The 23,946-nt window shown below is 55.9% G+C and carries 22 protein-coding genes and 1 other RNA gene; 12 read left to right on the forward strand and 11 right to left on the reverse strand.

Annotated elements, in window-relative coordinates; all coding sequences use genetic code 11:
- Positions 1-10: 10 nt before the first annotated feature.
- Both pheT and ihfA read left to right on the forward strand, forming a co-directional pair.
- The gene (pheT, locus tag ABLU86_RS22685) at positions 11-2,398 is read left to right on the forward strand and encodes a phenylalanine--tRNA ligase subunit beta (protein WP_348796398.1); all 2,388 of its coding nucleotides are present in this window, start codon (positions 11-13) and stop codon (positions 2,396-2,398) included.
- A 4-nt stretch (positions 2,399-2,402) separates the two neighbouring features.
- The gene (gene ihfA, locus ABLU86_RS22690; protein ID WP_015367042.1) at positions 2,403-2,702 is read left to right on the forward strand and encodes an integration host factor subunit alpha; all 300 of its coding nucleotides are present in this window, start codon (positions 2,403-2,405) and stop codon (positions 2,700-2,702) included.
- Between the two features lie 57 nt (positions 2,703-2,759).
- On the opposite strand, the gene ABLU86_RS22695 is transcribed toward ihfA, so the two are convergent.
- From ABLU86_RS22695 to ABLU86_RS22705, 3 genes are read right to left on the reverse strand one after another with little or no spacing between them, the layout of a single operon-like run.
- Entirely contained in the window at positions 2,760-3,113 is a 354-nt protein-coding gene (locus tag ABLU86_RS22695; RefSeq protein ID WP_026612343.1) for a RidA family protein, read from the reverse strand.
- The gene (locus ABLU86_RS22700) at positions 3,110-4,375 is read right to left on the reverse strand and encodes a D-amino acid dehydrogenase (RefSeq protein ID WP_323133949.1); all 1,266 of its coding nucleotides are present in this window, start codon (positions 4,373-4,375) and stop codon (positions 3,110-3,112) included. The genes ABLU86_RS22695 and ABLU86_RS22700 overlap by 4 nt, the downstream gene beginning before the upstream one ends.
- Before the next feature lie 38 nt (positions 4,376-4,413).
- The gene (locus tag ABLU86_RS22705; RefSeq protein WP_015705115.1) at positions 4,414-5,328 is read right to left on the reverse strand and encodes a LysR family transcriptional regulator; all 915 of its coding nucleotides are present in this window, start codon (positions 5,326-5,328) and stop codon (positions 4,414-4,416) included.
- Between the two features lie 277 nt (positions 5,329-5,605).
- Between ABLU86_RS22705 and ABLU86_RS22710 the strand changes: the two genes are divergently transcribed.
- Together ABLU86_RS22710 and btuC are read left to right on the forward strand one after the other, a co-directional pair.
- Positions 5,606-7,039, forward strand: a complete 1,434-nt coding sequence (locus ABLU86_RS22710; protein ID WP_348796399.1) for a gluconate:proton symporter — start codon at positions 5,606-5,608, stop codon at positions 7,037-7,039.
- 127 nt (positions 7,040-7,166) lie between these two features.
- On the forward strand, positions 7,167-8,153 hold the full coding sequence (gene btuC / locus ABLU86_RS22715; protein ID WP_015367036.1) for a vitamin B12 ABC transporter permease BtuC: 987 nt from the start codon (positions 7,167-7,169) through the stop codon (positions 8,151-8,153).
- 36 nt (positions 8,154-8,189) lie between these two features.
- Here btuC and ABLU86_RS22720 read toward each other — a convergent pair whose 3' ends face one another.
- Positions 8,190-8,990, reverse strand: a complete 801-nt coding sequence (locus ABLU86_RS22720; RefSeq protein WP_015367035.1) for a MetQ/NlpA family lipoprotein — start codon at positions 8,988-8,990, stop codon at positions 8,190-8,192.
- A gap of 231 nt (positions 8,991-9,221) precedes the next feature.
- Between ABLU86_RS22720 and ABLU86_RS22725 the strand changes: the two genes are divergently transcribed.
- From ABLU86_RS22725 to selO, 4 genes are all read left to right on the forward strand, one after another.
- Positions 9,222-9,773, forward strand: a complete 552-nt coding sequence (locus ABLU86_RS22725) for a glutathione peroxidase (protein ID WP_015367033.1) — start codon at positions 9,222-9,224, stop codon at positions 9,771-9,773.
- Positions 9,773-10,522, forward strand: coding sequence for a vitamin B12 ABC transporter ATP-binding protein BtuD (btuD, locus tag ABLU86_RS22730; RefSeq protein WP_020079093.1), 750 nt, complete (start codon positions 9,773-9,775; stop codon positions 10,520-10,522). Before ABLU86_RS22725 ends, btuD begins: the two co-directional genes overlap by 1 nt.
- An 81-nt stretch (positions 10,523-10,603) precedes the next feature.
- Positions 10,604-11,068: an NlpC/P60 family protein gene (locus ABLU86_RS22735; RefSeq protein WP_015367031.1), complete on the forward strand. Its 465-nt coding sequence runs from the start codon at positions 10,604-10,606 to the stop codon at positions 11,066-11,068.
- Positions 11,069-11,181: 113 nt separating this feature from the next.
- Complete coding sequence (gene selO, locus ABLU86_RS22740) at positions 11,182-12,624, forward strand: protein adenylyltransferase SelO (protein ID WP_348796400.1); 1,443 nt, start codon at positions 11,182-11,184, stop codon at positions 12,622-12,624.
- Between the two features lie 28 nt (positions 12,625-12,652).
- Here the strand turns inward: selO and hemP are convergent, their stop codons facing one another.
- From hemP to ABLU86_RS22760, 4 genes are all read right to left on the reverse strand, one after another.
- Positions 12,653-12,832 carry a hemin uptake protein HemP gene (gene hemP, locus ABLU86_RS22745; RefSeq protein ID WP_026612342.1) on the reverse strand — a complete coding sequence of 60 codons (180 nt, stop codon included), beginning with the start codon at positions 12,830-12,832 and terminating at the stop codon, positions 12,653-12,655.
- A 170-nt stretch (positions 12,833-13,002) separates the two neighbouring features.
- Positions 13,003-14,049, reverse strand: coding sequence for a 3-deoxy-7-phosphoheptulonate synthase (locus tag ABLU86_RS22750; protein WP_015705122.1), 1,047 nt, complete (start codon positions 14,047-14,049; stop codon positions 13,003-13,005).
- 154 nt (positions 14,050-14,203) lie between these two features.
- Positions 14,204-15,037: a pyruvate, water dikinase regulatory protein gene (locus tag ABLU86_RS22755; protein WP_015367027.1), complete on the reverse strand. Its 834-nt coding sequence runs from the start codon at positions 15,035-15,037 to the stop codon at positions 14,204-14,206.
- A 143-nt stretch (positions 15,038-15,180) separates the two neighbouring features.
- Positions 15,181-15,291 carry a hypothetical protein gene (locus ABLU86_RS22760; RefSeq protein ID WP_015705123.1) on the reverse strand — a complete coding sequence of 37 codons (111 nt, stop codon included), beginning with the start codon at positions 15,289-15,291 and terminating at the stop codon, positions 15,181-15,183.
- Positions 15,292-15,367: 76 nt separating this feature from the next.
- Between ABLU86_RS22760 and ppsA the strand changes: the two genes are divergently transcribed.
- Entirely contained in the window at positions 15,368-17,746 is a 2,379-nt protein-coding gene (gene ppsA / locus ABLU86_RS22765) for a phosphoenolpyruvate synthase (protein WP_015367026.1), read from the forward strand.
- 85 nt (positions 17,747-17,831) lie between these two features.
- Here ppsA and rprA read toward each other — a convergent pair.
- Together rprA and ydiK are read right to left on the reverse strand one after the other, a co-directional pair.
- Positions 17,832-17,939, reverse strand: an RNA gene (gene rprA / locus ABLU86_RS22770) — antisense sRNA RprA.
- Positions 17,940-18,109: 170 nt separating this feature from the next.
- Entirely contained in the window at positions 18,110-19,234 is a 1,125-nt protein-coding gene (ydiK, locus tag ABLU86_RS22775; protein WP_015367025.1) for an AI-2E family transporter YdiK, read from the reverse strand.
- 218 nt (positions 19,235-19,452) lie between these two features.
- Between ydiK and ABLU86_RS22780 the strand changes: the two genes are divergently transcribed.
- The gene (locus ABLU86_RS22780) at positions 19,453-22,509 is read left to right on the forward strand and encodes an FAD-binding and (Fe-S)-binding domain-containing protein (RefSeq protein WP_047079750.1); all 3,057 of its coding nucleotides are present in this window, start codon (positions 19,453-19,455) and stop codon (positions 22,507-22,509) included.
- Complete coding sequence (menI, locus tag ABLU86_RS22785) at positions 22,506-22,916, forward strand: 1,4-dihydroxy-2-naphthoyl-CoA hydrolase (protein ID WP_015367022.1); 411 nt, start codon at positions 22,506-22,508, stop codon at positions 22,914-22,916. Before ABLU86_RS22780 ends, menI begins: the two co-directional genes overlap by 4 nt.
- 46 nt (positions 22,917-22,962) lie before the next feature.
- Here the strand turns inward: menI and ABLU86_RS22790 are convergent, their stop codons facing one another.
- A complete protein-coding gene (locus ABLU86_RS22790; RefSeq protein WP_015367021.1) occupies positions 22,963-23,151 on the reverse strand; it encodes a YegP family protein in 189 nt (62 codons plus the stop codon).
- Positions 23,152-23,319: 168 nt separating this feature from the next.
- On the opposite strand from ABLU86_RS22790, the gene ABLU86_RS22795 reads away from it, so the two are divergent.
- Positions 23,320-23,568 (forward strand): GlsB/YeaQ/YmgE family stress response membrane protein, encoded by a 249-nt coding sequence (locus tag ABLU86_RS22795; RefSeq protein WP_015367020.1) that lies wholly within the window; start codon positions 23,320-23,322, stop codon positions 23,566-23,568.
- The last annotated feature ends 378 nt before the right edge of the window (positions 23,569-23,946 follow it).

The following is a 23,946-nucleotide window of genomic DNA, read 5'->3' on the forward strand; positions in this document are numbered from 1 at the left end:
GGACAGAACAATGAAATTCAGTGAACTGTGGTTACGCGAATGGGTTAACCCGGCGATCGACAGCGAAGCGCTGTCCGATCAGATTACGATGGCGGGCCTGGAAGTTGACGGCGTTGAGCCGGTGGCCGGTAGCTTCAACGGCGTGGTCGTCGGTGAAGTGGTCGAGTGCGGCCAGCATCCGAATGCTGACAAACTGCGCGTTACTAAAGTCAATGTTGGCGGCGAGCGTCTGCTGGACATCGTCTGCGGCGCGCCAAACTGCCGTCAGGGCCTGAAGGTGGCCGTCGCGACCATTGGCGCCGTACTGCCGGGCGATTTTAAAATTAAAGCGGCGAAATTGCGCGGTGAACCGTCAGAAGGGATGCTGTGCTCTTTCTCCGAGCTGGGTATTTCCGACGATCATAGCGGTATCATCGAACTGCCGGCCGATGCGCCGATTGGTACCGACATTCGCGAATACCTCAAGCTTGACGACAACACCATCGAAATCAGCGTTACGCCAAACCGCGCCGACTGCCTGGGTATTATCGGCGTGGCGCGCGATGTCGCTGTGCTGAACAAAGCGCCGCTGAACGCGCCGGAAATCACTCCGGTTGCCGCGACCATTGACGACGTGCTGCCGATTCAGGTTGAGGCGCCGCAGGCGTGCCCGCGTTATCTGGGCCGCGTGGTGAAAGGCATCAACGTCAAAGCGCCGACCCCGCTGTGGATGAAAGAGAAACTGCGCCGCTGCGGTATCCGTTCTATTGATGCGGTGGTTGACGTGACCAACTACGTGCTGCTTGAACTGGGCCAGCCGATGCATGCCTTTGACCGCGACCGCATTGAAGGCGGTATCGTGGTGCGGATGGCGAAAGAGGGCGAAACGCTGGTGCTGCTGGACGGCTCTGAAGCTAAGCTCGATAGCGATACGCTGGTTATTGCTGACCACAAGAAAGCGCTGGCGATGGGTGGTATCTTCGGCGGCAAACATTCCGGCGTTAACGATGAAACCCAGAACGTGCTGTTGGAATGCGCGTTCTTCAGCCCGCTGTCTATCACCGGTCGCGCGCGCCGTCATGGCCTGCACACCGATGCATCCCATCGCTACGAGCGCGGCGTCGATCCAGCCCTGCAGTATAAAGCGCTGGAGCGTGCGACCCGTCTGCTGATCGACCTGTGCGGCGGTGAAGCTGGCCCGATTATCGATGTAACCAACGAAGAGACGCTGCCAAAACGCGCCACCATCACCCTGCGCCGCAGCAAGCTGGATCGCCTGATTGGCCATCATATCGATGACGCGCAGGTTAGCGACATTCTGCAGCGCCTGGGTTGCGAAGTGACCGTTGGTCAGGACCAGTGGCAGGCCGTTGCGCCAAGCTGGCGTTTCGATATGGAGATCGAAGAAGATCTGGTTGAAGAAGTGGCCCGCGTCTACGGCTACAACAACATTCCTGACGAGCCGGTACAGGCGGGTCTCATCATGGGAACCCACCGTGAAGCGGACCTGTCGCTGAAGCGCGTGAAAACGCTGCTGAACGACAAAGGTTATCAGGAAGTGATTACCTACAGCTTCGTTGACCCGAAAGTACAGCAGCTAATCCATGCCGGTGAAGAGGCGCTGATTCTGCCAAGCCCGATCTCCAGCGAAATGTCGGCGATGCGCCTGTCGCTGTGGACCGGCCTGTTGGGCACCGTCGTCTACAACCAGAACCGTCAACAGAGCCGCGTGCGCATCTTTGAGAGCGGTCTGCGCTTCGTGCCGGATACGCAGGCACCGCTGGGCATTCGTCAGGATGTGATGCTGGCCGGGGTGATTAGCGGTAACCGCTACGAAGAACACTGGAACCTGGAAAAAGAAACCGTCGATTTCTATGATTTAAAAGGCGATCTGGAATCTGTTCTTGATCTGACCGGTAAATTAGCCGATATCGAATTCCGCGCAGAAGCGGCTACCGCACTGCATCCGGGACAATCCGCGGCGATTTATCTGAAAGGTGAACGCATTGGTTTCATTGGGGTTGTTCATCCGGAACTGGAACGTAAACTGGATCTTAACGGCCGCACTCTGGTGTTCGAAATCGAGTGGAACAAGCTTGCAGACCGCGTGGTGCCTCAGGCGCGCGAAATTTCTCGCTTCCCGGCGAACCGTCGCGATATCGCGGTACTGGTCGCGGAAAACGTCCCTGCAGCCGATGTTTTGGCCGAATGTAAGAAAGTTGGCGTAAATCAGGTAGTTGGCGTAAACTTATTTGACGTGTACCGTGGTAAGGGTGTGGCGGAGGGCTTTAAGAGCCTTGCGATTAGCCTGATCCTTCAGGATACCAGCCGTACACTCGAAGAAGAGGAGATTGCCGCTACCGTTGCCAAATGTGTAGAGGCATTAAGAGAGCGATTCCAGGCATCATTGAGGGATTGAACCTATGGCGCTTACAAAAGCTGAAATGTCAGAATATCTGTTTGATAAGCTTGGGCTTAGCAAGCGGGATGCCAAAGAACTGGTAGAGTTGTTTTTCGAAGAGATCCGTCGTGCTCTGGAAAACGGAGAACAGGTAAAACTCTCCGGGTTTGGCAACTTCGATTTGCGTGATAAGAACCAACGCCCGGGACGTAACCCGAAAACGGGGGAAGATATTCCCATTACAGCCCGGCGTGTGGTGACCTTCAGACCCGGACAGAAGTTAAAAAGCCGTGTCGAAAACGCTTCACCCAGAGAGAAATAATCTGGACTGACTAATTAAAAAGGCCGCTATGCGGCCTTTTTTCTTACCTGTTTTATCTTACGCTTTTACGGCGGTGACCATGATTTCCACCAGGATGTCGGGCCGCGCCATCTCGGCCTGAACGGCCGCCCGCGCCGGGCTATGGCCTTCCGGCATCCACGCCACCCAGACCTCATTAAACGCGGCAAAATCGCGTGAGATATCTTTAAGCCAGATCTGTGCGGAAAGGATGTGCTGCTTGTCGCTACCGGCGGCGACCAGCAGGGCGTCGATCTTCTCCAGTACTTCGCGGGTTTGCAGCGCAATATCATCAGCGCTGCTTTTCGGCGTTTGGCCGGAGAGAAACACCAGGTTGCCGTACTCGACGCTGGCGGAAAGTCGGGGTTGCGGGTTATTACGAATAATTGTCATGCGGATTGTTTCCATGTCAGACCATCTAAAGAAATTGCCGGCGCTTCGCCATCGAGGAGTGCTCCCAGTATCACGGCGCTGCCGGCCGCGAGCGTAAAACCAAGGCTACCCTGGCCGAGATTCATCCACAGATTCTGGTATCCGGCGCGCCCCAGCATCGGTGGGCCCGCTGGCGTCGACGGGCGCATACCGGTCCAGGCTTCAGCCTCATCCAGCCCCTGCAGATCGGGGAAGCTGTTCGCGACGATATTTTTCAGCGCCTGAACGCGGCTATCCCGTATTTCTTCACCGTCGTAGCCGATATCCACCATCGCCGCGATGCGTAACCGATCGCCCAGGCGGGCGTAAACGATTTTGTGTCCGTAGTCAGTCACGCTGATATCCGGCGCGATCCCGGCCTCTTTAGGGTAGGGAAGGGTCAGGCTGTATCCCTTCAGCGCGCACAGCGGCACGCGAACGCCCAGGTGACCCAGCAGTGAGCCGCTACCGTTGCCGGCGGCGACGACATAATCATCGCCGGTTATTGTACCGCGGCTGGTCTCAAGCGAACTGATACGCCCGTCGCGCTTATTGAGCCGCAGCACCTCGCAGTGGGTGAGTAGGCTGAAGTTGCTGCTGGCATTGAGTTTGTCGAGCAGGGCGAGGCAGAATTTATGGCAGTCTGCCGTTTCATCTCCCGGTGAATAAATCCCGCCTTGTAGCGAATGGCTGATGTGTTTCAGCGCCGGTTCCAGCTGCAGGCAGGCTTCGGCACTCAGGGCATGCTGATACTGGGGATTAATCCCTTTTGCCGCTTTATGAAAGTCGTACTCCCGGCGATGGATAATGAGTTTACCGCTACGCCGCCAGTGAAAATCAGCAAGATTATCTTCATCAAGCCACGACTGCATAACCTGACGGCTGAGCAGTGATAAACGCAAAATATGATCGCCGTTAATTTTGTTGCTTTGGCTATTGCAGGCGCGCAGGAACTGCAACAGCCAGCGCCACTGCTGGAAAGACATTTGCAGGCGCATATTCAGCGGTGAATCGGCTTTGCCCATCCATTTAATCCCCTGCAGGGGGACGCCACGGTCGGCAAGCGGCGCCACGTAGCGGTAGCTTAATTGCCCGCCGTTGGCGAAACTTGTGGCGCTGCCCGGCTCGGCGTTGCGCTCCAGTAGCTGCACCTGGTGTCCGCTCTTAATTAATACCCAGGCGGTGGCCAGCCCTACCACGCCGCCGCCGATAATCACAATGCGTTTTTTCATAACCTGATATATCCACCGCTGATAAATATCTTGCGGTTATGTCAAAGCATTTACCCCAGCGGCGCAATTGACTTTTTATGGTCAGGGTATAACTGCAGGTTAATTTCTTTGAGCTGTTGACGCAGCTGTTTACACAGAAAATCGACAAATTTCTGGGTGATTGGGCTGAGCGAAACATCGGCGCGACGCAGCAGGCAAAGGTTGATTTTCATTGGCGGCGTAATCGGGTGAATCATCTCCGGCGACAGATTATGCCGCGCCGAGAAGATATCGGTGATGCTGCAGCCGATACCGCGCTTCACGAACTCGGTGGCCATGTAGTAGGTCTGTACATTAAGCCGGGTAGTGGAAAAATCACGGCGGGTGGCGATGGCGGCAGAGAGCGAATGCGGCCCCGGCGAGATCCAGCGCTGCTGATCGATCTCTTTGATGTCCACCGCGCCTTGTCGGTAGTCGCGGTCGATATAGACCAGCGGCACTTCGGCAATCAGGGTGGTGATGATCTCCCCCTGCTGGACCGGCTGCAGCGTCAGCGCTAAATCTATTTCGCGCAGATCCAATTTCTTGACCAGCGTCTCAGTATGCTCGGTGGTTAAGGTCATCACCAGATTACTGTTTTGTTGATAAAAATCGGTCACCAGCTCCGGCACCAGGCTTAATCCGAGGCTTGGTAAACAGCCTAAGGTGATCTTGGCGCGCGGATCGCGGGCCAGATTATCCGCCAGCAGGCGCAGGTTATCGAGATCCTGATAAATGCTCTGCGCTTTTTCAAAAAGTGTGAGCGCTTCGCTACTTGGCAGCAGCTTACCCCGTACCCGCTGAAACAGCTTAAAACCGAGCTTAAGCTCGGCGTTTTTTAACGCTTTACTGGCGGCCGGCTGGGAGATATTCAGCGATTCCGCCGCACGTGAAAGAGAGCCGCAAGTCATTACGGCGTAGAAGATTTCCAGATGGCGCAGTTTCATGAACAGTTAACTCAGGGTTATAGCTTGCCGATAAAAAGTCATTTTCTACTAACACTAAATTAACATAAATTTAATCGCCAATCAGCGCTCCGGTTACATATTGTGCTGCTGGTACCGTCTTCAGGCGGTCTTTTACGTTCTCAGAACCATTCCCTTTGTACCCTACAAACCCTCAGGCCATGAAGCCAATAATGATAACGAGGGGGGATATTTTCTGAGCAGGCCCGAATACGCCAACCTGCAATCGCGGTCGGTTCTAATGGCTTTAAGGAGTTATATGAGTGACTCAACGCTCGCTGGCAATACGCTCGCCAGACGAAATATCACAAGAAAAAACGTTATTATTGGCCTGTTATTGGTGCTGTTTGTGTTGACCGCGTGGTGGTGCCATGGCCGCCCGAGTAATGAACTCGGCCTGTTGGGCTTTACGCCATTAGTGGCGTTAGCGGTGCTGTCTCTGGTCGGTGTCGATATTGTGCTGGCGGTGATTTCTTCAATTATTATCGCCATGATTATGACCTCCACCGGGTTGCCGGAAATGGGCACCATGCTGGCGAAATCCACCGGTTCATTTATCGCCACCGTCGGGCTGATTATTATGCTTGGCGCCGGGGTGGGCGAAGTCGCCACCCGTACCGGCGCCGCGGTTGAGTTAGTGAAATTTGTGGTTCACCGCATCGGCCTGTCCAGCCAGACCCGAGTGAAGTTTGGCATTGTGGTGTCCTCGATTTTAATCTGCGGCTCGCTGGGGACGATGGCTGGTGGTAACGCGATTATTGTCGCGGTGATCATCCCGGTGGCGGCAGCGGTACGCCTGACTCCGCCGACGGTGGCCGCGCTGATGATGACCGCCGGCTCCGTGGGATTGTTTACCGGGCCGTTTACCCCCAGCACCGTGACTATCCTGAGCCTCGGCGGATTGAGCTATCCGGATTATCTGCTGTACGTGGGGCTGCCGATGAGCGCGGTGACGCTGCTGGCCGGCTGGGTGATGGCGGGGCGGATCCAGAAGATGACCGAAGGAAAACTACGCTATGAAGTCGATCTCACGGAGAAGCCAACAGAAGCACTGAGCGCTGCGCAACTGCGTCGGCGTAAGCTCAGCGCGCTGGCCTTCGCGGCAACGATTATCGTGATGGCGGTCATTGGCGTGGTGATCAAAGCCGGATTCAGCTTTGCGATTATCGTGATGCTGCTGGTGGCCTTGATTACCGGGCTGGTGGGCTGCCTGCGTCCGACGCAGATCCTGCAGGCGCTGTACCACGGTTGTGGCCGTCTGGTGTGGATGTTTATCCTCTACTGGCTGTATAACCCGATCCTGGAGCTGATGGATGGCCTTCATGCCTATCAGGGGCTGCTCGACTATACCCAGCCACTGCTGGAAGGTATTTCGCCTGCCTGGCTGTGCTTTTGCATCTTCGCTTTCAATATTATTGGCCACGTACCGGGGGCGGCGGTGGCGCAGATGACCTTCACCCACAAAATTTTCGGCCCGATGCTAATGGCCGCCGGCGTGCCGCCGCAGGGGACTACCGCGGTGTTACTGGCCTCTTCGCAGGTCGACTGGTTTGGCCCATTCCCCTCTTCGGATATGTTTGGTCAAATGGGGCTGGCGCAGTCTACCCACCTGAAATACATGCTGTATAACGGCTGGGCGATTGTGGTGGCGAATATCATTCTCTTCGCGTTACTGTTCCAGGTATTGGTGTAAATTCCATTCCCACGCTGGCGTCACGAGGAGCGCTGGCGCCAGCGTGGTGATGACTCTGAGTTTTTCCTTTTCTCCCCGCCATCGTCACCGTAAAATCAATCACCTCGCTCATTTGCCTCCGGGACTTATGCAGACCTTTGCCGATATTCAACAGCGCCATAACCGTCGTTGGCTAACCGCCTTAACGCTGATCCTGCTCGTCACATTGACTATTAGCCTGTGCGCCGGCGACCAATGGATCCCGCCGCAGGAGTGGTTTAGCGCCAAAGGCGAGCTGTTTATCTGGCAAATCCGTCTGCCCCGCACGCTGGCGGTGCTGTTAGTGGGGGCGGCGCTGGCGCTTTCCGGCGCGATCATGCAGGCGCTGTTTGAAAACCCGCTGGCGGAACCGGGACTGTTGGGCGTCTCTAACGGCGCGGGCGTTGGGCTGATTGCCGCCGTGCTGTTAGGCCACGGCGTGTTACCCATGTGGGCGCTGGGGCTGTGCGCCATTGCCGGCGCGCTGCTGATTACCTTTATTCTGCTCCGTTTCGCCCGGCGTCACCTGTCTACCAGCCGTCTACTTCTGGCGGGCGTCGCGCTCGGTATTATTTGTAGCGCGTTGATGACCTGGGCGGTCTATTTCTCAACCTCTTTTGACCTGCGCCAGCTGATGTACTGGATGATGGGCGGTTTTGGCGGTGTCGACTGGCAGCAGCTGTGGCTGATGCTGGCGCTGCTACCGGTGCTGCTGTGGGTATGCTGGCAGTCGCAGCCGCTGAATTTATTGGCGTTGGGCGAAGTCTCGGCGCGTCAACTCGGCCTGCCGCTGTGGCTATGGCGGAAATTACTGGTGGTGGCCACCGGCTGGCTGGTCGGCGTCAGCGTGGCGCTGGCGGGGGCGATTGGCTTTATTGGTCTGGTGATCCCGCATATTTTGCGCCTGTGCGGCCTGAGCGATCATCGGGTGCTGCTTCCCGCCTGCCTGTTAGCTGGCGCCAGCGCGCTGCTCGGCGCCGATATCATCGCCCGGCTGGCGTTATCGGCGGCGGAATTACCGATCGGCGTGGTGACGGCGACGCTGGGGGCGCCGGTGTTCATCTGGTTGCTGCTGCGTTCAGGGCGACGGGGGTAGGGAGACGCCGTCAGCATGGACGGCGTCGGGGGACGCTTACCAGCCTTTGATGGCATCGCCTTTATAGACTTCCTGCGCTTTATCGGCGACTTCCCTGGTCTGGAAAGCCTCTTTCAGCTCCTGAATTTTCTTGCTGTCTTTATTATCTTCGCGCGCCACAATCGCATTGACATAAGGTGAATCCGGGCCTTCCATAAACAGACCATCGCGGGCGGCGGATAAACCGACCTGCGCCGAGAAATTAGTGTTGATGATGGCCAGCGTTACGTTCGGGTCGTCGAGCGTACGGGTCAGCTGCGGAGTATCGACTTCAACAATCTTCAGATGTTTCGGGTTATCAATGATATCCAGCGTAGTGGGCAGATAGCCTACGCCGTCTTTCAACTTGATTAATCCTTGCGCCTGTAACAGCAGCAGGCTGCGGCCAAGCGTGGTGGTTTCGTTAGAAATAGAGACGGTCGCGCCGTCAGGCAGTTCGCTGATATTTTTGATTTTGCGCGAATAGGCGGCAATCGGGAAGACGAATGTTTTACCGACGATGGCGAATTTATAGCCGCGCTCTTTCGACTGCGCTTCGAGATAAGGCAGCGTCTGGAAAGCGTTAGCGTCGACATCCTTATTATTTAACGCTTCATTCGGCAGGACGTAATCATTGAAAGAGATAACCTCAACGTCGAGGTTATATTTATCTTTTGCTACCTGCTCTACGACTTTCCAGATAGCTTCATCCGGGCCGGTATTGATCGCGACTTTAACCTTATTGTTATCGTCCGGAGAGCAGGCGGATAACAGCGCCACCGATGTGGCGATTAACACCGAGCTTAACAACTTCTTCATCTCTAAAAACTCTCTTAAATTAACAAGTAACGAAACACTATTACATACTTTTCACACTGTACACTGATTTGTCCGCTGCGGATATTGAGAGGAATTCATGTTGCCGTTGGCAAGCGCAGCGCTGTCACATCAAGCGACATTTGCCCGCGAATCAAAGTAGAATCAAGCGCGTTGAATCCGCTACAGTAGATAGGGATCTCCTTAACCTGCATTATTGACTGAGGGAAGGCTATGCAACACGACATTCTTAATACCGAAGTGACGACCATTGATGGCGAAAAAACCACCCTGGCAGCGTACGCCGGAAAGGTGCTGCTGATCGTCAACGTGGCCTCAAAATGCGGCCTCACGCCGCAGTATGAGCAACTGGAAGCACTGCAAGAAGAGTTTGCCCCGCAGGGATTTAGCGTCCTTGGCTTCCCTTGTAACCAGTTTCTCGGCCAGGAGCCGGGCAGCGAAGAAGAGATTAAAACGTTCTGCAGCATGACCTACGGCGTCACCTTCCCGCTGTTCAGTAAAATTGACGTCAACGGCGAACATCGCGCGCCGCTGTATCAAAAATTGATTGCCGCCGCCCCGAAGGCCGTCGCGCCGGAAGGGAGCGGGTTTTATGAGCGGATGGCCAGTAAAGGGCGCGCACCGCTGTACGTTGATGACATCCTGTGGAACTTTGAAAAATTCCTCGTTGGTCGCGATGGCCAGGTGATTCAGCGTTTCTCGCCGGATATGACGCCGGACGATCCGCAACTGCTGGCTGCGGTAAAAGGAGCGCTGGCGCAATAATGCCGTTTTTGATGCAGCTACAGGATGTAGCGGAAGCGGGGCGGTTGTCGCCGTTTACCGCTGACGTGCGGCCCGGTGAGATAGTCCATCTGGTGGGGCCGAACGGCGCGGGCAAAAGTACCCTGCTGGCGCGCATGGCCGGGCTGACCAGCGGTCCCGGTTTGATTACGCTTAACCAGCGGGCGCTGGCTCAGTGGCCCGCAGCGGAGCTTGCCCGCCATCGCGCCTATCTGAGCCAGCAGCAGCTCCCGCCCTTTGCGATGCCGGTGTGGCACTATCTGTCGTTACATATGCAGGATAGCGCCCCGCAGGAGTTGCTCAACGAGATTGCCGGGCAACTGGGCTTAAGCGATAAGCTGGGGCGCCAGGTCAACCAGATCTCCGGCGGCGAGTGGCAGCGGGTGCGTCTGGCGGCGGTGATCCTGCAGATTCACCGGCGCGCGAATCCAGCCGGGCAGCTGTTGTTATTGGATGAACCAATGAACAGCCTTGATGTGGCGCAGCAGGCGGCGCTGGATAACGTGCTGGCGTCGCTGTGCGCGCTGGGGATCGCTATCGTGATGAGCAGCCACGATCTCAACCATACATTGCGTCATGCGCAGAGGGCGTGGCTCATTTGTGAGGGGCAGATGATTGCCTGCGGGGAAACGTACGAGGTGTTAAGTGAAGAGAATTTGACCGCCGCTTATCATATCGCTTTCCAGCGGGTGGAAGTCGCGGGTCATCTTATGCTCGTGGCGTCACAGTAGCGGGTAAGGATCTTGCCTGTAAGCCGCTAAACAGGCTAAATTATTGCAATAACAGGACAGGGAACAGAGGAATCGTCTGAGATGCGTGTGTGGTTCATTCTTATTGCGGCGATGGTGCTGGCAGGCTGTAGCAGCCACCGCGCGCCGCCGCCGAATCCACGGCTGGCTGATTCCATTACCGTGGTAGCCAATCTCAATGAGCAATTGCGCAACTGGCGCGGCGCGCCGTACCGCTATGGCGGCATGACGCCACGCGGCGTCGACTGCTCGGGCTTTGTGGTACGCACGTTCCGTGACAAATTCGCCATGCAGCTGCCGCGGGAAACTCGCGAGCAGGCGGAAATCGGCACCCGTATTGATAAAAGCGATCTGTTGCCCGGCGACCTGGTGTTTTTCAAAACCGGCTCCGGCGAAAGCGGCCTGCACGTCGGTATCTATGATACCGACAATCAATTTATTCACGCCTCCACCAGCCAGGGCGTAACCCGCTCGTCGCTGGACAACGTCTACTGGAATAAGAAATTCTGGCAGGCGAGGCGCATTTAACCCGCATCTGGCGAGAAAAGGGAGCGAGAGCTCCCTTTTTTAATTGCCATAACCCTGCAGTTCGCCCGTGTTAATCCCCTGTTGAAGGCACTACACTGGCGCCAGGAGGAACCATGACCCTGTCTTTTACTACTCACTGGCGCGATCGGCTGCCGGGTTTTTACACTTCACTGGCGCCCACGCCGCTGGATAACGCGCGTCTCATCTGGCGCAACACCTCTCTGGCGCAAACGCTGGGCGTCCCGGAGACGTTATTTAATCCGCAACATGGGGCGGGCGTCTGGGGAGGCGAAGCGGTGCTGCCGGGAATGTCGCCGCTGGCGCAGGTCTATAGCGGCCATCAGTTCGGCGCCTGGGCAGGTCAGCTTGGCGACGGGCGCGGAATTCTGCTTGGCGAGCAGCAGTTGCCGGATGGTCAACGTTTTGACTGGCATCTTAAAGGCGCCGGTCTGACGCCCTATTCGCGAATGGGCGATGGCCGGGCCGTACTGCGCTCGACTATCCGCGAAAGCCTTGCCAGCGAAGCAATGCATGCGCTGGGGATCCCAACCACCCGCGCGCTGGCGATGGTGACCAGCGACACGCCGGTTTACCGCGAACGCGAAGAACGCGGCACCATGCTAATGCGCATCGCCGAAAGCCATGTCCGCTTTGGCCATTTCGAACATTTTTACTATCGACGCGAAGCGGAAAAAGTGCAGCAGCTGGCAGATTATGTGATTGAACACCACTGGCCGCAGCTGCAGCAGGAGGCGGATAAGTATATTCTTTGGTTCCGTGACGTTGTCACGCGTACCGCGGAAATGATCGCCTGCTGGCAGACCGTTGGCTTTGCCCACGGTGTGATGAATACCGATAATATGTCGATTCTTGGCCTGACCATGGATTATGGTCCGTATGGCTTCCTCGATGATTTCCAACCCGGTTTTATCTGTAACCACTCTGATTACCAGGGGCGCTACAGCTTTGATAACCAACCGGCGGTAGGGTTTTGGAACCTGCAGCGTCTGGCCCAGTCGCTCTCGCCGTTTATCAGCGCCGACGCGCTGAACGCGGCGCTGGATGACTATCAGCCTGCCTTGTTGACCACCTACGGCCGCCGCATGCGCGACAAACTCGGCTTCTATACTCAGCAAACCGGTGATAACACTCTGCTTGATGGACTGTTCAGCCTGATGGAGCGTGAAGGGAGTGACTACACTCGTACCTTCCGGATGCTGAGCCAAAGCGAGCAGCACAGCGCGGCATCGCCGCTGCGTGATGAGTTTATCGACCGCGCGGCCTTTGATAGCTGGTTTGCCGACTACCGGGCGCGGCTGCGCGATGAACAGATCGACGATAGCGAACGCCAGCAGCGGATGCAGGGCGTCAACCCGGCGGTGGTGCTACGCAACTGGCTGGCGCAGCGGGCGATAGAAAAAGCCGAAGATGGCGACATGGGCGAGCTGGAACGTCTGCATGAAGCCCTCGCGCAGCCGTTCGCCGATCGTACAGATGATTATGCCAGCCGCCCGCCTGATTGGGGTAAACATCTGGAAGTGAGCTGCTCCAGTTAACCGTAAAGCCTCGCCATCGCGCGGGGTTTTATTTGGTCAAAATTAGCTTACCGGCGTGGGTCTGGCGCAGCAGATAGCGCTGGCCGTCATGTTCGATCACCACGCGACCTTCCGCACCCAACAGCGTCCGGCTGCTGATTTGGCGATCGCTGGCAAGGGGATAGGGAGCATTGTCTTTCGTTTTCTCAGCTGTGGCAGTGTTATCCATACGCGTCATAGCACCAAAATAAAAATAAAAGCAACAATGATAATCATTATCAGTAATGTTAATTTTCACGGCAAGCCTTTTTTGTTGTGGCTTACCATTTCAGGTAGTTATTGCGCAGAGGATGAACGGCGAGCGGTGAAATCCCGCCGCGAGCGCGGCGGGGGAAGGGATCACAACCGTGTAGCGGTGGCTGCAGCCAGTTCGGCGAGCATTTTTTCGCTATCTTCCCAGCTCAGGCACGGGTCGGTAATCGACTGGCCCCAGATCAGCGGCTGACCGGGGATCACTTTTTGCGTCCCTTCGGCGAGGAAGCTCTCCGCCATGATCCCGGCAATGGCGGTGGAGCCCTCGCGGATCTGCTGGCAGATATTGGCACACACTTCCAGTTGACGGCGATGCTGCTTCTGACAATTGCCATGGCTGAAGTCGACGACCAGTTGCTCAGGGAGATCGAATTCGCGTAGCGCTTCGCCGGCGGCGGCGATATCCGCAGCATGATAATTTGGCCGTTTACCGCCGCGCATAATGATATGGCCGTACGGGTTACCGCTGGTCTGGTAGATGGTCATCTGGCCCTGTTTATCCGGTGACAGGAACATATGGCTGGCGCGCGAGGCGCGTATCGCGTCGACCGCGATACGGGTGTTGCCGTCGGTTCCGTTTTTAAAACCAACCGGGCAGGAGAGCGCCGAGGCCATCTCGCGGTGGATTTGGCTTTCGGTGGTGCGCGCGCCGATGGCGCCCCAGCTAATCAGATCGGCGATAAACTGCCCGGTCACCATATCCAGGAATTCGGTGGCGGTTGGGATACCCAGCTCGTTGATCTGCAGCAGCAGACGACGCGCCAGTTCGATACCGTGATTGACCCGGTAGCTGCCGTTGAGATCGGGGTCGGAAATAAGACCTTTCCAGCCCACGACGGTGCGCGGTTTTTCGAAATAGGTGCGCATGACAATTTCCAGCTGCGGCTGGTAACGTTCGCGCATGCCCTGCAGGCGGCGCGCATATTCCAGCGCCGCTTCAGGGTCGTGAATGGAGCAGGGGCCGATAATTACCAGCAGGCGGCGGTCTTCGCCGTTGAGGATCTTTTCAATCCGCCGACGGGAGGCGGAGACGTGGGCGGCAACCTCAGCCGACACGGGATGGCGCTGCGCCAGTTCCGCGGGCGTTACCAGGCTTTCAATGCGCGCGGTACGCAATTCGTCTGTTTTATTCATTGGGGTCTCAAAAATCTGTTTCTTCCGCGGCGAAAATGCCGGGAAGTGATGCGCATCACGATAAACCAATCCCTGCTTATTGCAAGAGCAGGGCATGATCCTGTATAGGCCACGAGCGATAGCATAAACAAATTTTCAACAATGTACTAGTGTGTTAGTACATCCTGCGATTAAGCCCCATGATATCCATGATTTTGGTGGCAATTTCCTCTACCGAATAGTTGGTACTGTTGAGGCAGGGGATCTTGTTTTTGCGGTACAACGCTTCGACTTCGGTCACTTCCATGCGGCACTGGCGCAACGAGGCGTAGCGGCTATTTTCCCGGCGCTCTTCGCGGATTGCCGCCAGTCGCTCCGGGTTAATCGTCAGGCCGAACATCTTGTGCTGCAGCGGCTTTAACGAGGCCGGGAGAACCAGATTGTCCATATCGTCGGCGATAAAGGGGTAGTTAGCGGCGCGAATACCGTATTGCATGGCCAGATACAGGCTGGTCGGCGTTTTGCCGCAGCGCGAAACGCCGAGCAGGATCACCTGCGCCTGATCGAGATTGCGCAGCGAGATGCCATCATCGTGGGCAAGCGTGTAATCGATGGCGGCGATACGCGCATCGTATTTAATCAGGTTACCGGGATTCAGGCCGTGGGTGCGGTGAGCCACCGGCGTGGGATCCAGATGTAACTCTTGTTGCAGCGGGGCTACCAGCGCCTGCACGATATCCTGACAAAACCCCTCGCTTTGCAAAATAATGTCGCGAATTTCGGGGATAACGATGGAATAGAAGACCAGCGGCCGGATGCCGGTTTGTTGAAAAATGGCATCGATTTGCTCTTTAACCGCCCGGGCGCGGCTGACGTTTTCGACGAACGGCAGGGTTACGCTACTGATAGCCACCGGGAATTGCGACATTACCGCATGGCCTAAAACTTCCGCCGTAATAGCGGTACCGTCAGAAATATAAAATACGTGGCGATCTACAGCACTGTCCATTTTGACCATCCGGTATAATTATCTAAAAGCAGAGTAAATTTAAGCACAGAGCTTTAACCTTTGTCTCACTTAAAAAAATGAAACGCTATTTTTGTTTTTAATGAAATGGCAGGTCCAGTTTCTGATTTTGCCCATTATTTGTATCAAATATCAATAGAGTTCATTTTAATCATAGAGTTAGACAATTCTGGAAAACAATCCGAAAAACAGAAAATTAATTTGCTTGAACGATTCACCGTTTTTTTCAGCGGCATAAATATGTCAGGATGAATACCGTAGTCGATCGTGTGTTTTCTATAATTTGTATTAAATCACAAAAGGATTGTCTCGATGTCCAACAATGGCTCGTCACCGCTGGTGCTTTGGTATAACCAACTCGGCATGAATGATGTAGACAGAGTTGGGGGCAAAAATGCCTCCCTTGGTGAAATGATTACTAACCTGTCCGGTATGGGTGTCTCCGTACCAAACGGGTTCGCCACCACCGCTGATGCTTTCGATCAGTTCCTGGACCAAAGCGGTGTTAACCAGCGCATTTATGCACTGCTGGATGAAACCGACATTGACGACGTTTCCGCATTAGCGAAAGCGGGCGCGCAGATCCGTCAGTGGATCATCGACACCCCCTTCCAGAGCGAACTGGAAAACGCGATTCGCGAAGCTTATGACCTGCTGTCCGCCGATGACGCCGAGGCCTCGTTTGCCGTGCGCTCTTCCGCGACGGCGGAAGATATGCCGGATGCTTCCTTCGCCGGTCAGCAAGAGACATTCCTCAACGTGCAGGGTTTTGACGCCGTGCTCGTTGCCGTGAAGCACGTATTCGCTTCACTGTTTAACGATCGCGCGATCTCCTATCGCGTGCATCAGGGTTACGATCACCGCGGCGTGGCGCTATCCGCCGGGGTGCAGAGGATGGTGCGCTCCGATCTGGCCTCCTCCGGTGTGATGTTCTCCATCGATACCGAGTCCGGTTTCGACCAGGTGGTGTTTATCACCTCGGCGTGGGGGCTCGGCGAGATGGTGGTGCAGGGCGCGGTGAACCCGGACGAATTTTACGTCCATAAACCGACGCTGGCGGCTAATCGCCCGGCTATCGTGCGCCGTACCATGGGGTCGAAAAAAATCCGCATGGTTTATGCGCCGACTCAGGAACACGGCAAGCAGGTGCGCATTGAAGATGTGCCGCAGGCGCAGCGCGATGTTTTCTCGTTAACCAACGAGGAAGTGGAAGAGCTGGCGAAGCAGGCGGTGCAGATCGAGAAGCACTACGGTCGCCCAATGGATATCGAGTGGGCGAAAGATGGCCATACCGGTAAGCTGTTTATCGTCCAGGCGCGCCCGGAAACCGTCCGTTCGCGCGGTCAGGTGATGGAGCGTTATACGCTGCATGCCCAGGGGCAGATCATTGCCGAAGGGCGAGCTATCGGCCACCGTATCGGCGCCGGCCCGGTCAAGGTTATCCACGATATCAGTGAGATGAACCGCATCGAGCCTGGCGACGTGCTGGTCACCGACATGACCGACCCGGATTGGGAACCGATCATGAAGAAAGCCTCGGCGATCGTCACCAACCGCGGCGGCCGTACCTGCCACGCGGCGATTATCGCCCGTGAGCTGGGCATCCCGGCGGTGGTCGGCTGCGGCGATGCGACCGATCGCATCCAGGAAAACCAGAATGTCACCGTTTCCTGCGCTGAAGGCGACACCGGCTATGTCTACGCGGAGCTACTGGACTTCAGCGTGAAGAGCTCAAGCGTTGGCGAGATGCCGAATCTGCCGCTGAAGGTGATGATGAACGTCGGCAACCCGGATCGCGCCTTTGACTTCGCCTGCCTGCCGAATGAAGGCGTGGGCCTGGCGCGTCTGGAATTCATCATCAACCGCATGATTGGCGTTCACCCGCGTGCGCTGTTGGAGTTTGACGACCAGGAGCCGGGCCTGCAGAACGAAATCCGCGAGCTGATGAAAGGCTACGACTCACCGAGAGAGTTCTACGTTGGCCGCCTGACCGAAGGGATCGCTACCCTTGGCGCCGCCTTCTACCCGAAACGGGTGATCGTGCGTTTGTCCGACTTCAAATCTAACGAGTACGCCAACCTGGTGGGCGGCGAGCGTTACGAGCCGGAAGAAGAGAACCCGATGCTCGGATTCCGCGGCGCCGGACGCTACGTTTCAGAAAGCTTCCGCGATTGCTTCGCTCTGGAGTGTGAAGCCATGAAACGCGTGCGTAACGACATGGGCCTGACCAACGTGGAAGTGATGGTGCCATTCGTACGTACCGTGGCGCAGGCGAAAGCGGTGGTCGAAGAGCTGGAACGTCAGGGACTGAAGCGCGGCGAGAACGGGTTGAAGATCATTATGATGTGCGAAATCCCGTCGAACGCGCTGCTGGCGGAGCAGTTCCTCGAGTACTTCGATGGCTTCTCGATTGGCTCGAACGACATGACGCAGCTGGCGCTGGGCCTCGATCGCGACTCCGGCGTCGTGTCTGAGCTGTTTGATGAACGCAACGACGCGGTGAAAGCGCTGCTGTCGATGGCCATCCGCGCGGCGAAAAAACAGGGCAAATACGTGGGCATCTGCGGCCAGGGGCCGTCCGACCACGAAGACTTTGCCGCCTGGCTGATGGAAGAGGGGATCGATAGCCTGTCCCTGAACCCGGATACCGTGGTGCAAACCTGGTTAGGTCTGGCTGAACTGAATAAATAAGTTCAACGCGGATAGCCCAATCCCTGGCAGAGATGCCGGGGATTTTTTTTGCCTTCAGCAACGTTTCGCGATGGTTGGTTTTGACGTAAAAAAAAGCCCATCGTGGGAGATGGGCAAAGACTACACACAGCAATTCGTTGTTTCACTCAGGGGATTTCCATGCTTATAAATCAATATCTTGATCTATAACCGTGGGCTAATAGTAGGCATCAGGGCTGTTGGCGTCGATCGGATTCTTCTCAATAGTTAAATCAGTGTGAAGAATATGAGAGGTAAATATCGAGCTGGAACATGAATATGCCGGAAGTGGCGGGGGATTGATAAACTTAGCTTAAGTTTAAGGCGGGTTTCCCCGCCTTTCGGTTACTTTTCGCTTTTGTTATGGCTGGCATTAAGCTCGGCGAGCTCCGCCAGAACCAGATCCGGGTCTAGCGGCGGTGGCGGCACTTCCTGTACCCAGGCGTCGTAAAGACGCCAGGAGACGGCCAGCAGCACCGGACCGATAAACAGGCCAATCATCCCGAAGGCGATCAGGCCGCCGATAACGCCGGAGAGGATCAGAATCATCGGCAGGTCGGCGCCCATGCGAATCAATACCGGGCGAATCACGTTATCCATCGTACCCACCACGCAGCTCCACACCAGCAGCACCGTGCCCCAGGTCGTATCGCCGGTCCAGTATAGCCAGATAATTGAAGGGACCAGCACGATAAGCGGCCCCAGCTGTACCAGACAGGTGAAAATCATCACCACGGTCAACAGCGCGGCGTAAGGCACGCCGCTTATCGCCAGCCCGATACCGCCGAGCACCGCCTGAGCCAGCGCGGTGACAACCACGCCCAGCGCTACGGCGCGTACCGCCTGTCCGGCGAGGACCACCGCAGCATCGCCACGCTTTGAGGCCAGACGGGTCGCGAAGTAGCGGAAACCATAGGCGACGCGCTCGCCGCGCCAGTAAAGCAGGGCGCTGAACAACAGCATCAGTCCGCAGTAAACCAGAAGTTTACCAATGTGCGCCGCCTGGCCGACAAACCAGGTGGTGGTGGCGCCAATATAAGGGCGAACCTTAGCCATAATCGCCGCGCCGCCCATCTCCAGCAGGCTATGCCAGGCGGAATAGAGTTTATCGCCGATCAGCGGAATCGAGTTCAGCCAGGCGAAATCCGGCAGCGTTACCTGGCCGGTGCTGACGATTTTGATCAGCGGGGCGCTATTATCGACCAGGCTATTCACCAGTAAGGCGATAGGAATAACGAACAGTAAAAACAGCAGCAGCGTCATCACCAGCACCGCCAGCGAGCGCTTGCCAAACAGCAGCTTTTGCAGACGCAGCAGCACCGGCCAGGTGGCGATGACCACGGTGCCGGCCCAGGCAAAAGAGAGAATAAATGGTTGCACAACCCACAGGCAGGAAATAATTATCAGGGACAAAAACAGCACCGACAGCAGTATTTGCGGTATGTCCCGGGGCTGATGTTGGTTAATCATAGAGAAAATTTACCTTTCCAGTCGCGTCTCAATGCTGACGCAGCGTAATTCCATGTACAGATAATAATATCAATAATTTCGCGCGCCTGATTTTGCCCGTAAATCTCGTGGGCGGATATGAAAAAAATGTGATAAAAAGTTGAGTGCGCCACGCAAACGTTTAATTTGCGCATTATTACATCTTCTAAACACAACATATTCAGGCAGGGTCAAGCGTCATGATCCCACAGATTTCTCAAGCGCCGGGCGTCGTTCAGCTGGTGCTGAATTTTTTGCAAGTACTGGAGCAACAAGGTTTCACCGGCGATACCGCCACCAGCTATGCCGACCGGCTCACCATGGCGACCGATAACAGCGTCTATCAGCTGTTGCCGGACGCCATTCTGTTTCCCCGTTCCACCGCAGACGTCGCTTTACTGGCGCGACTGGCGGCGGAGCCACGCTTTAAATCGCTGATTTTTACCCCACGCGGCGGTGGTACCGGCACCAATGGTCAAGCGCTGAACGCGGGGATTATCGTCGATATGTCGCGCTATATGAACCGTATTATCGAAATCAACCCCGAAGAGGGATGGGTGCGGGTAGAAGCCGGGGTAATCAAAGACCAGCTTAACCAGTTTCTTAAGCCCTACGGCTATTTCTTTGCCCCTGAACTGTCGACCAGTAACCGCGCGACGCTCGGCGGTATGATCAATACCGATGCCTCCGGACAGGGGTCATTGGTCTACGGTAAAACCTCCGATCATGTGCTTGGGGTGCGATCGGTTCTCATGGGCGGCGATATCCTTGATACCTTACCCATTCCCGCCGCGCTGGCGGAAACGCTGGGGCGCGAGCAGTCAGCGATTGGCCGTATCTACCGTACCGTCTATCAGCGCTGCAAAGCGCAGCGTCAGCTGATCATCGATAAATTCCCGAAACTGAACCGCTTCCTGACCGGCTACGATCTGCGTCATGTCTTTAATGATGAGATGAGCGAGTTCGACCTGACGCGCATTCTGACCGGCTCCGAAGGCACGCTGGCATTTATCACCGAAGCGCGGCTCGATATTACGCGTCTGCCGAAGGTACGCCGGTTGGTCAACGTCAAGTATGACTCTTTTGATTCGGCGCTGCGTAACGCCCCCTTCATGGTTGAGGCAAAGGCGCTGTCGGTGGAGACCGTCGATTCGAAGGTCCTTAATCTGGCGCGCGAAGATATCGTCTGGCACTCGGTGAGCGAACTTATCGCCGATGTGCCGGAAAAAGAGATGCTGGGGCTCAATATCGTTGAGTTTGCCGGTGATGATGCTGAATTAATAGATGGCCAGGTAACCACCCTGTGTCAGCGTCTTGATGAGCTGATGGCGCAGGGCGCCGCCGGGGTGATTGGCTGGCAGGTCTGTCATGAACTGGATGGCGTCGAGCGCATCTATGCCATGCGTAAAAAGGCGGTAGGTCTACTGGGCAATGCTAAAGGCGCCGCTAAACCGATTCCTTTTGCTGAAGATACCTGCGTACCGCCAGAGCATCTGGCGGATTACATCACCGAGTTTCGTGCTTTACTCGACGGACATGGTCTGAGCTACGGCATGTTTGGACACGTCGACGCCGGCGTGCTGCACGTTCGTCCGGCGTTGGACATGTGCGATCCGCAGCAGGAGGTGCTGATGAAGCAGATCTCCGACGAGGTGGTGGCGTTGACGGCCAAATATGGCGGTCTGCTGTGGGGCGAACACGGTAAAGGTTTCCGCGCCGAGTACAGTCCGGCCTTCTTTGGCGAGGAGTTATATAGCGAACTGCGCAAAGTGAAAGCCGCTTTTGATCCGGATAACCGATTGAATCCGGGGAAAATTTGCCCGCCTGAAGGCGTTGACGCGCCGATGATGAAAGTCGATGCGGTGAAACGCGGCACCTACGATCGCCAAATTCCTATCGCCGTGCGTAGCGCCTGGCGCGGCGCGATGGAGTGTAACGGCAACGGTCTATGCTTTAACTTCGATGTAAAAAGCCCGATGTGCCCGTCAATGAAGGTTAGCAATCAGCGCATCCATTCGCCGAAAGGCCGCGCGACGCTGGTGCGCGAATGGTTACGCCTGCTGGCCGACCGCGGGATAGACCCGAACAAACTGGAGCAAGAACTCCCGGAGAAAGGTGTAAGCCTGCGCGCCCTGATCGAGCGTACCCGCAACAGCTGGCATGCGCGTAAAGGCGAATATGATTTCTCACATGAAGTGAAAGAGGCCATGTCCGGCTGTCTGGCCTGTAAGGCCTGTTCAACCCAGTGTCCGATTAAGATTGACGTGCCGGAATTCCGCTCCCGCTTCCTGCAGCTTTATCACAGCCGCTACCTGCGTCCGGTACGCGACCATCTGGTCGCGACGGTCGAGTCCTACGCGCCGCTGATGGCCCAGGCGCCGAAAACATTCAACTTCTTTATCAATCAGCCGTGGATGCGCAAGCTGTCGGAAAAACACATCGGCATGGTCGATCTACCGTTGCTCTCCGTGCCGTCGCTCAAGCAGCAGCTGGCAGGCCATCGTTCCGCCAATACCACGCTTGAGGATCTGGAAGCGATGAGCGTCGAACAGCGTGCGAAGAGGGTGCTGGTGGTACAGGATCCGTTTACCAGCTATTACGAAGCGCAGGTGGTGGCTGACTTTGTCCGCCTGATTGAAAAAGTTGGCTATCAGCCGGTGCTGTTGCCGTTCTCGCCGAACGGTAAAGCGCAGCATATCAAGGGGTTCCTGACGCGCTTTGCGCGTACCGCGCAGAAAACCGCTGATTTTCTCAACCGCGTAGCGCGGCTGGATATACCGATGGTTGGCGTCGACCCCGCGCTGGTGCTCTGCTATCGCGATGAATATAACCAGACGCTGGGCGAGAAACGCGGCGATTTTCGCGTGATGCTGGCGCATGAGTGGCTGACCCAGGCGATAGCGCCATCGGCCGGTCAGGACAATAGCGGCGAACCCTGGTATCTGTTTGGCCACTGTACGGAAGTGACGGCGCTACCGGCCGCGCCCAAACAGTGGGCGGAAATATTTGCCCGTTTTGGGGCGAAAATGGAGTACATCAGTACGGGGTGCTGCGGTATGGCCGGTACCTATGGTCATGAAGTGAAAAACCATGCCAACTCGCTGGCGATTTACGCGCTTTCCTGGCAGCAGGCGATGGCGCGTTTACCGCGCAGCCGCTGTCTGGCTACCGGTTATTCCTGCCGCAGTCAGGTGAAGCGTATCGAAGGCAGCGGAGTGCGTCACCCGCTGCAGGCTCTGCTGGAGATTATCGGATGATTTGGAAACGTCAGGCTTCGCTAGCGCAGCTTAACGCGATGGGCGAGGGGAACATGGTTGGCCTGCTGGATATTCACTTTGTGGCCATCAGCGATAACGCCATTGAAGCGACGATGCCGGTGGATCACCGCACACATCAGCCATTTGGCCTGCTCCACGGCGGCGCATCGGTGGTTCTTGCTGAAACGCTGGGTTCGGTCGCGGGCTATCTGTGTACCGAAGGGGAACAGAAAGTGGTCGGCCTGGAAGTGAATGCCAACCATATTCGTTCGGTACGCAGCGGGCGGGTGCGTGGGGTTTGTACCGCGCTACATGTGGGGTCGCGCCATCAGGTGTGGCAAATCGATATCTCCGATGAGCAGGGGCGTTTGTGCTGCTCATCACGACTGACCACCGCCGTGGTGTAACGGTCGGCAGAATATTTAAGGGGATGCACTTGCATCCCCTTCTTGTTTATTGCGTTTCGTCCTTAATGACCTCGCTGGCACCGTTTCTCTGCACCGAGGCGATGCCCTTTTTGGCCGCATCTTTCGATGAATACATCTCACTGGTGGCGATGGTCTCATGGTTGTCAGCCTTCAGCAGAAAATACCATGGCTGTGGGACGCTCTTATCAGACTTTTTCAGTACATAATACCCCATTCTTCACCCCTTTCGTTATTAACGAGCACTGAATAATCTGTAGACCAGGGCTAGCGAAACGGCAAGCAATCATCTAATAAATATATATTTGTTAAATCATTCGTTATAATTATGCTACTATTTTAATTACGAAATACTTTCACGGTAACAAAGAGGACGGAGTTAACCATGGGTATCATTTCCTGGATCATTTTTGGTCTGATCGCTGGTATTTTGGCTAAGTGGATTATGCCGGGCAAAGACGGCGGTGGATTTATTGTCACCGTGATCCTCGGTATTATCGGTGCGGTAGTCGGTGGCTGGATCAGTACGTTATTCGGCTTTGGCAAGGTTGACGGTTTTAACTTCGGCAGCTTTGTTGTGGCGGTGATTGGCGCAATCGTTGTGCTGTTTATCTACCGTAAAGTGAAGAGTTAATACGCCGAGCGCATATTCACTCTGAGACAGTAAACCGCCGTTCACCACGGCGGTTTTTTTATTCCCGCGACAGACGCTCGTAAACAAAAAAAAGCCCGCTGGATACCCGCGGGCGAACCCATTTTGGCAAATTTTTTCGGCTGCCTCCTGACAAAGGGCGTAAACTCCGTTTTGCAGGATGGTAAGGCGCAGCCTGACTGCTTCCCGGCTGGAGAAGCAGCGAGGTAATTTTATGTTTAATTCCGGGGTAACATAAGCTGACAAAAACAGTAGGGGGAGGGTTACTCCAGCAACACGCTCATCACCAGCAGCACTACCATGCACATCGACATAATACTGATATCAATCATCCTGTACGACACTCGCTCCCGTAAACCA

Source organism: Klebsiella sp. JN_Kp121, assembly GCF_040062145.1.
Classification (GTDB): Bacteria; Pseudomonadota; Gammaproteobacteria; order Enterobacterales; family Enterobacteriaceae; genus Klebsiella; species Klebsiella aerogenes.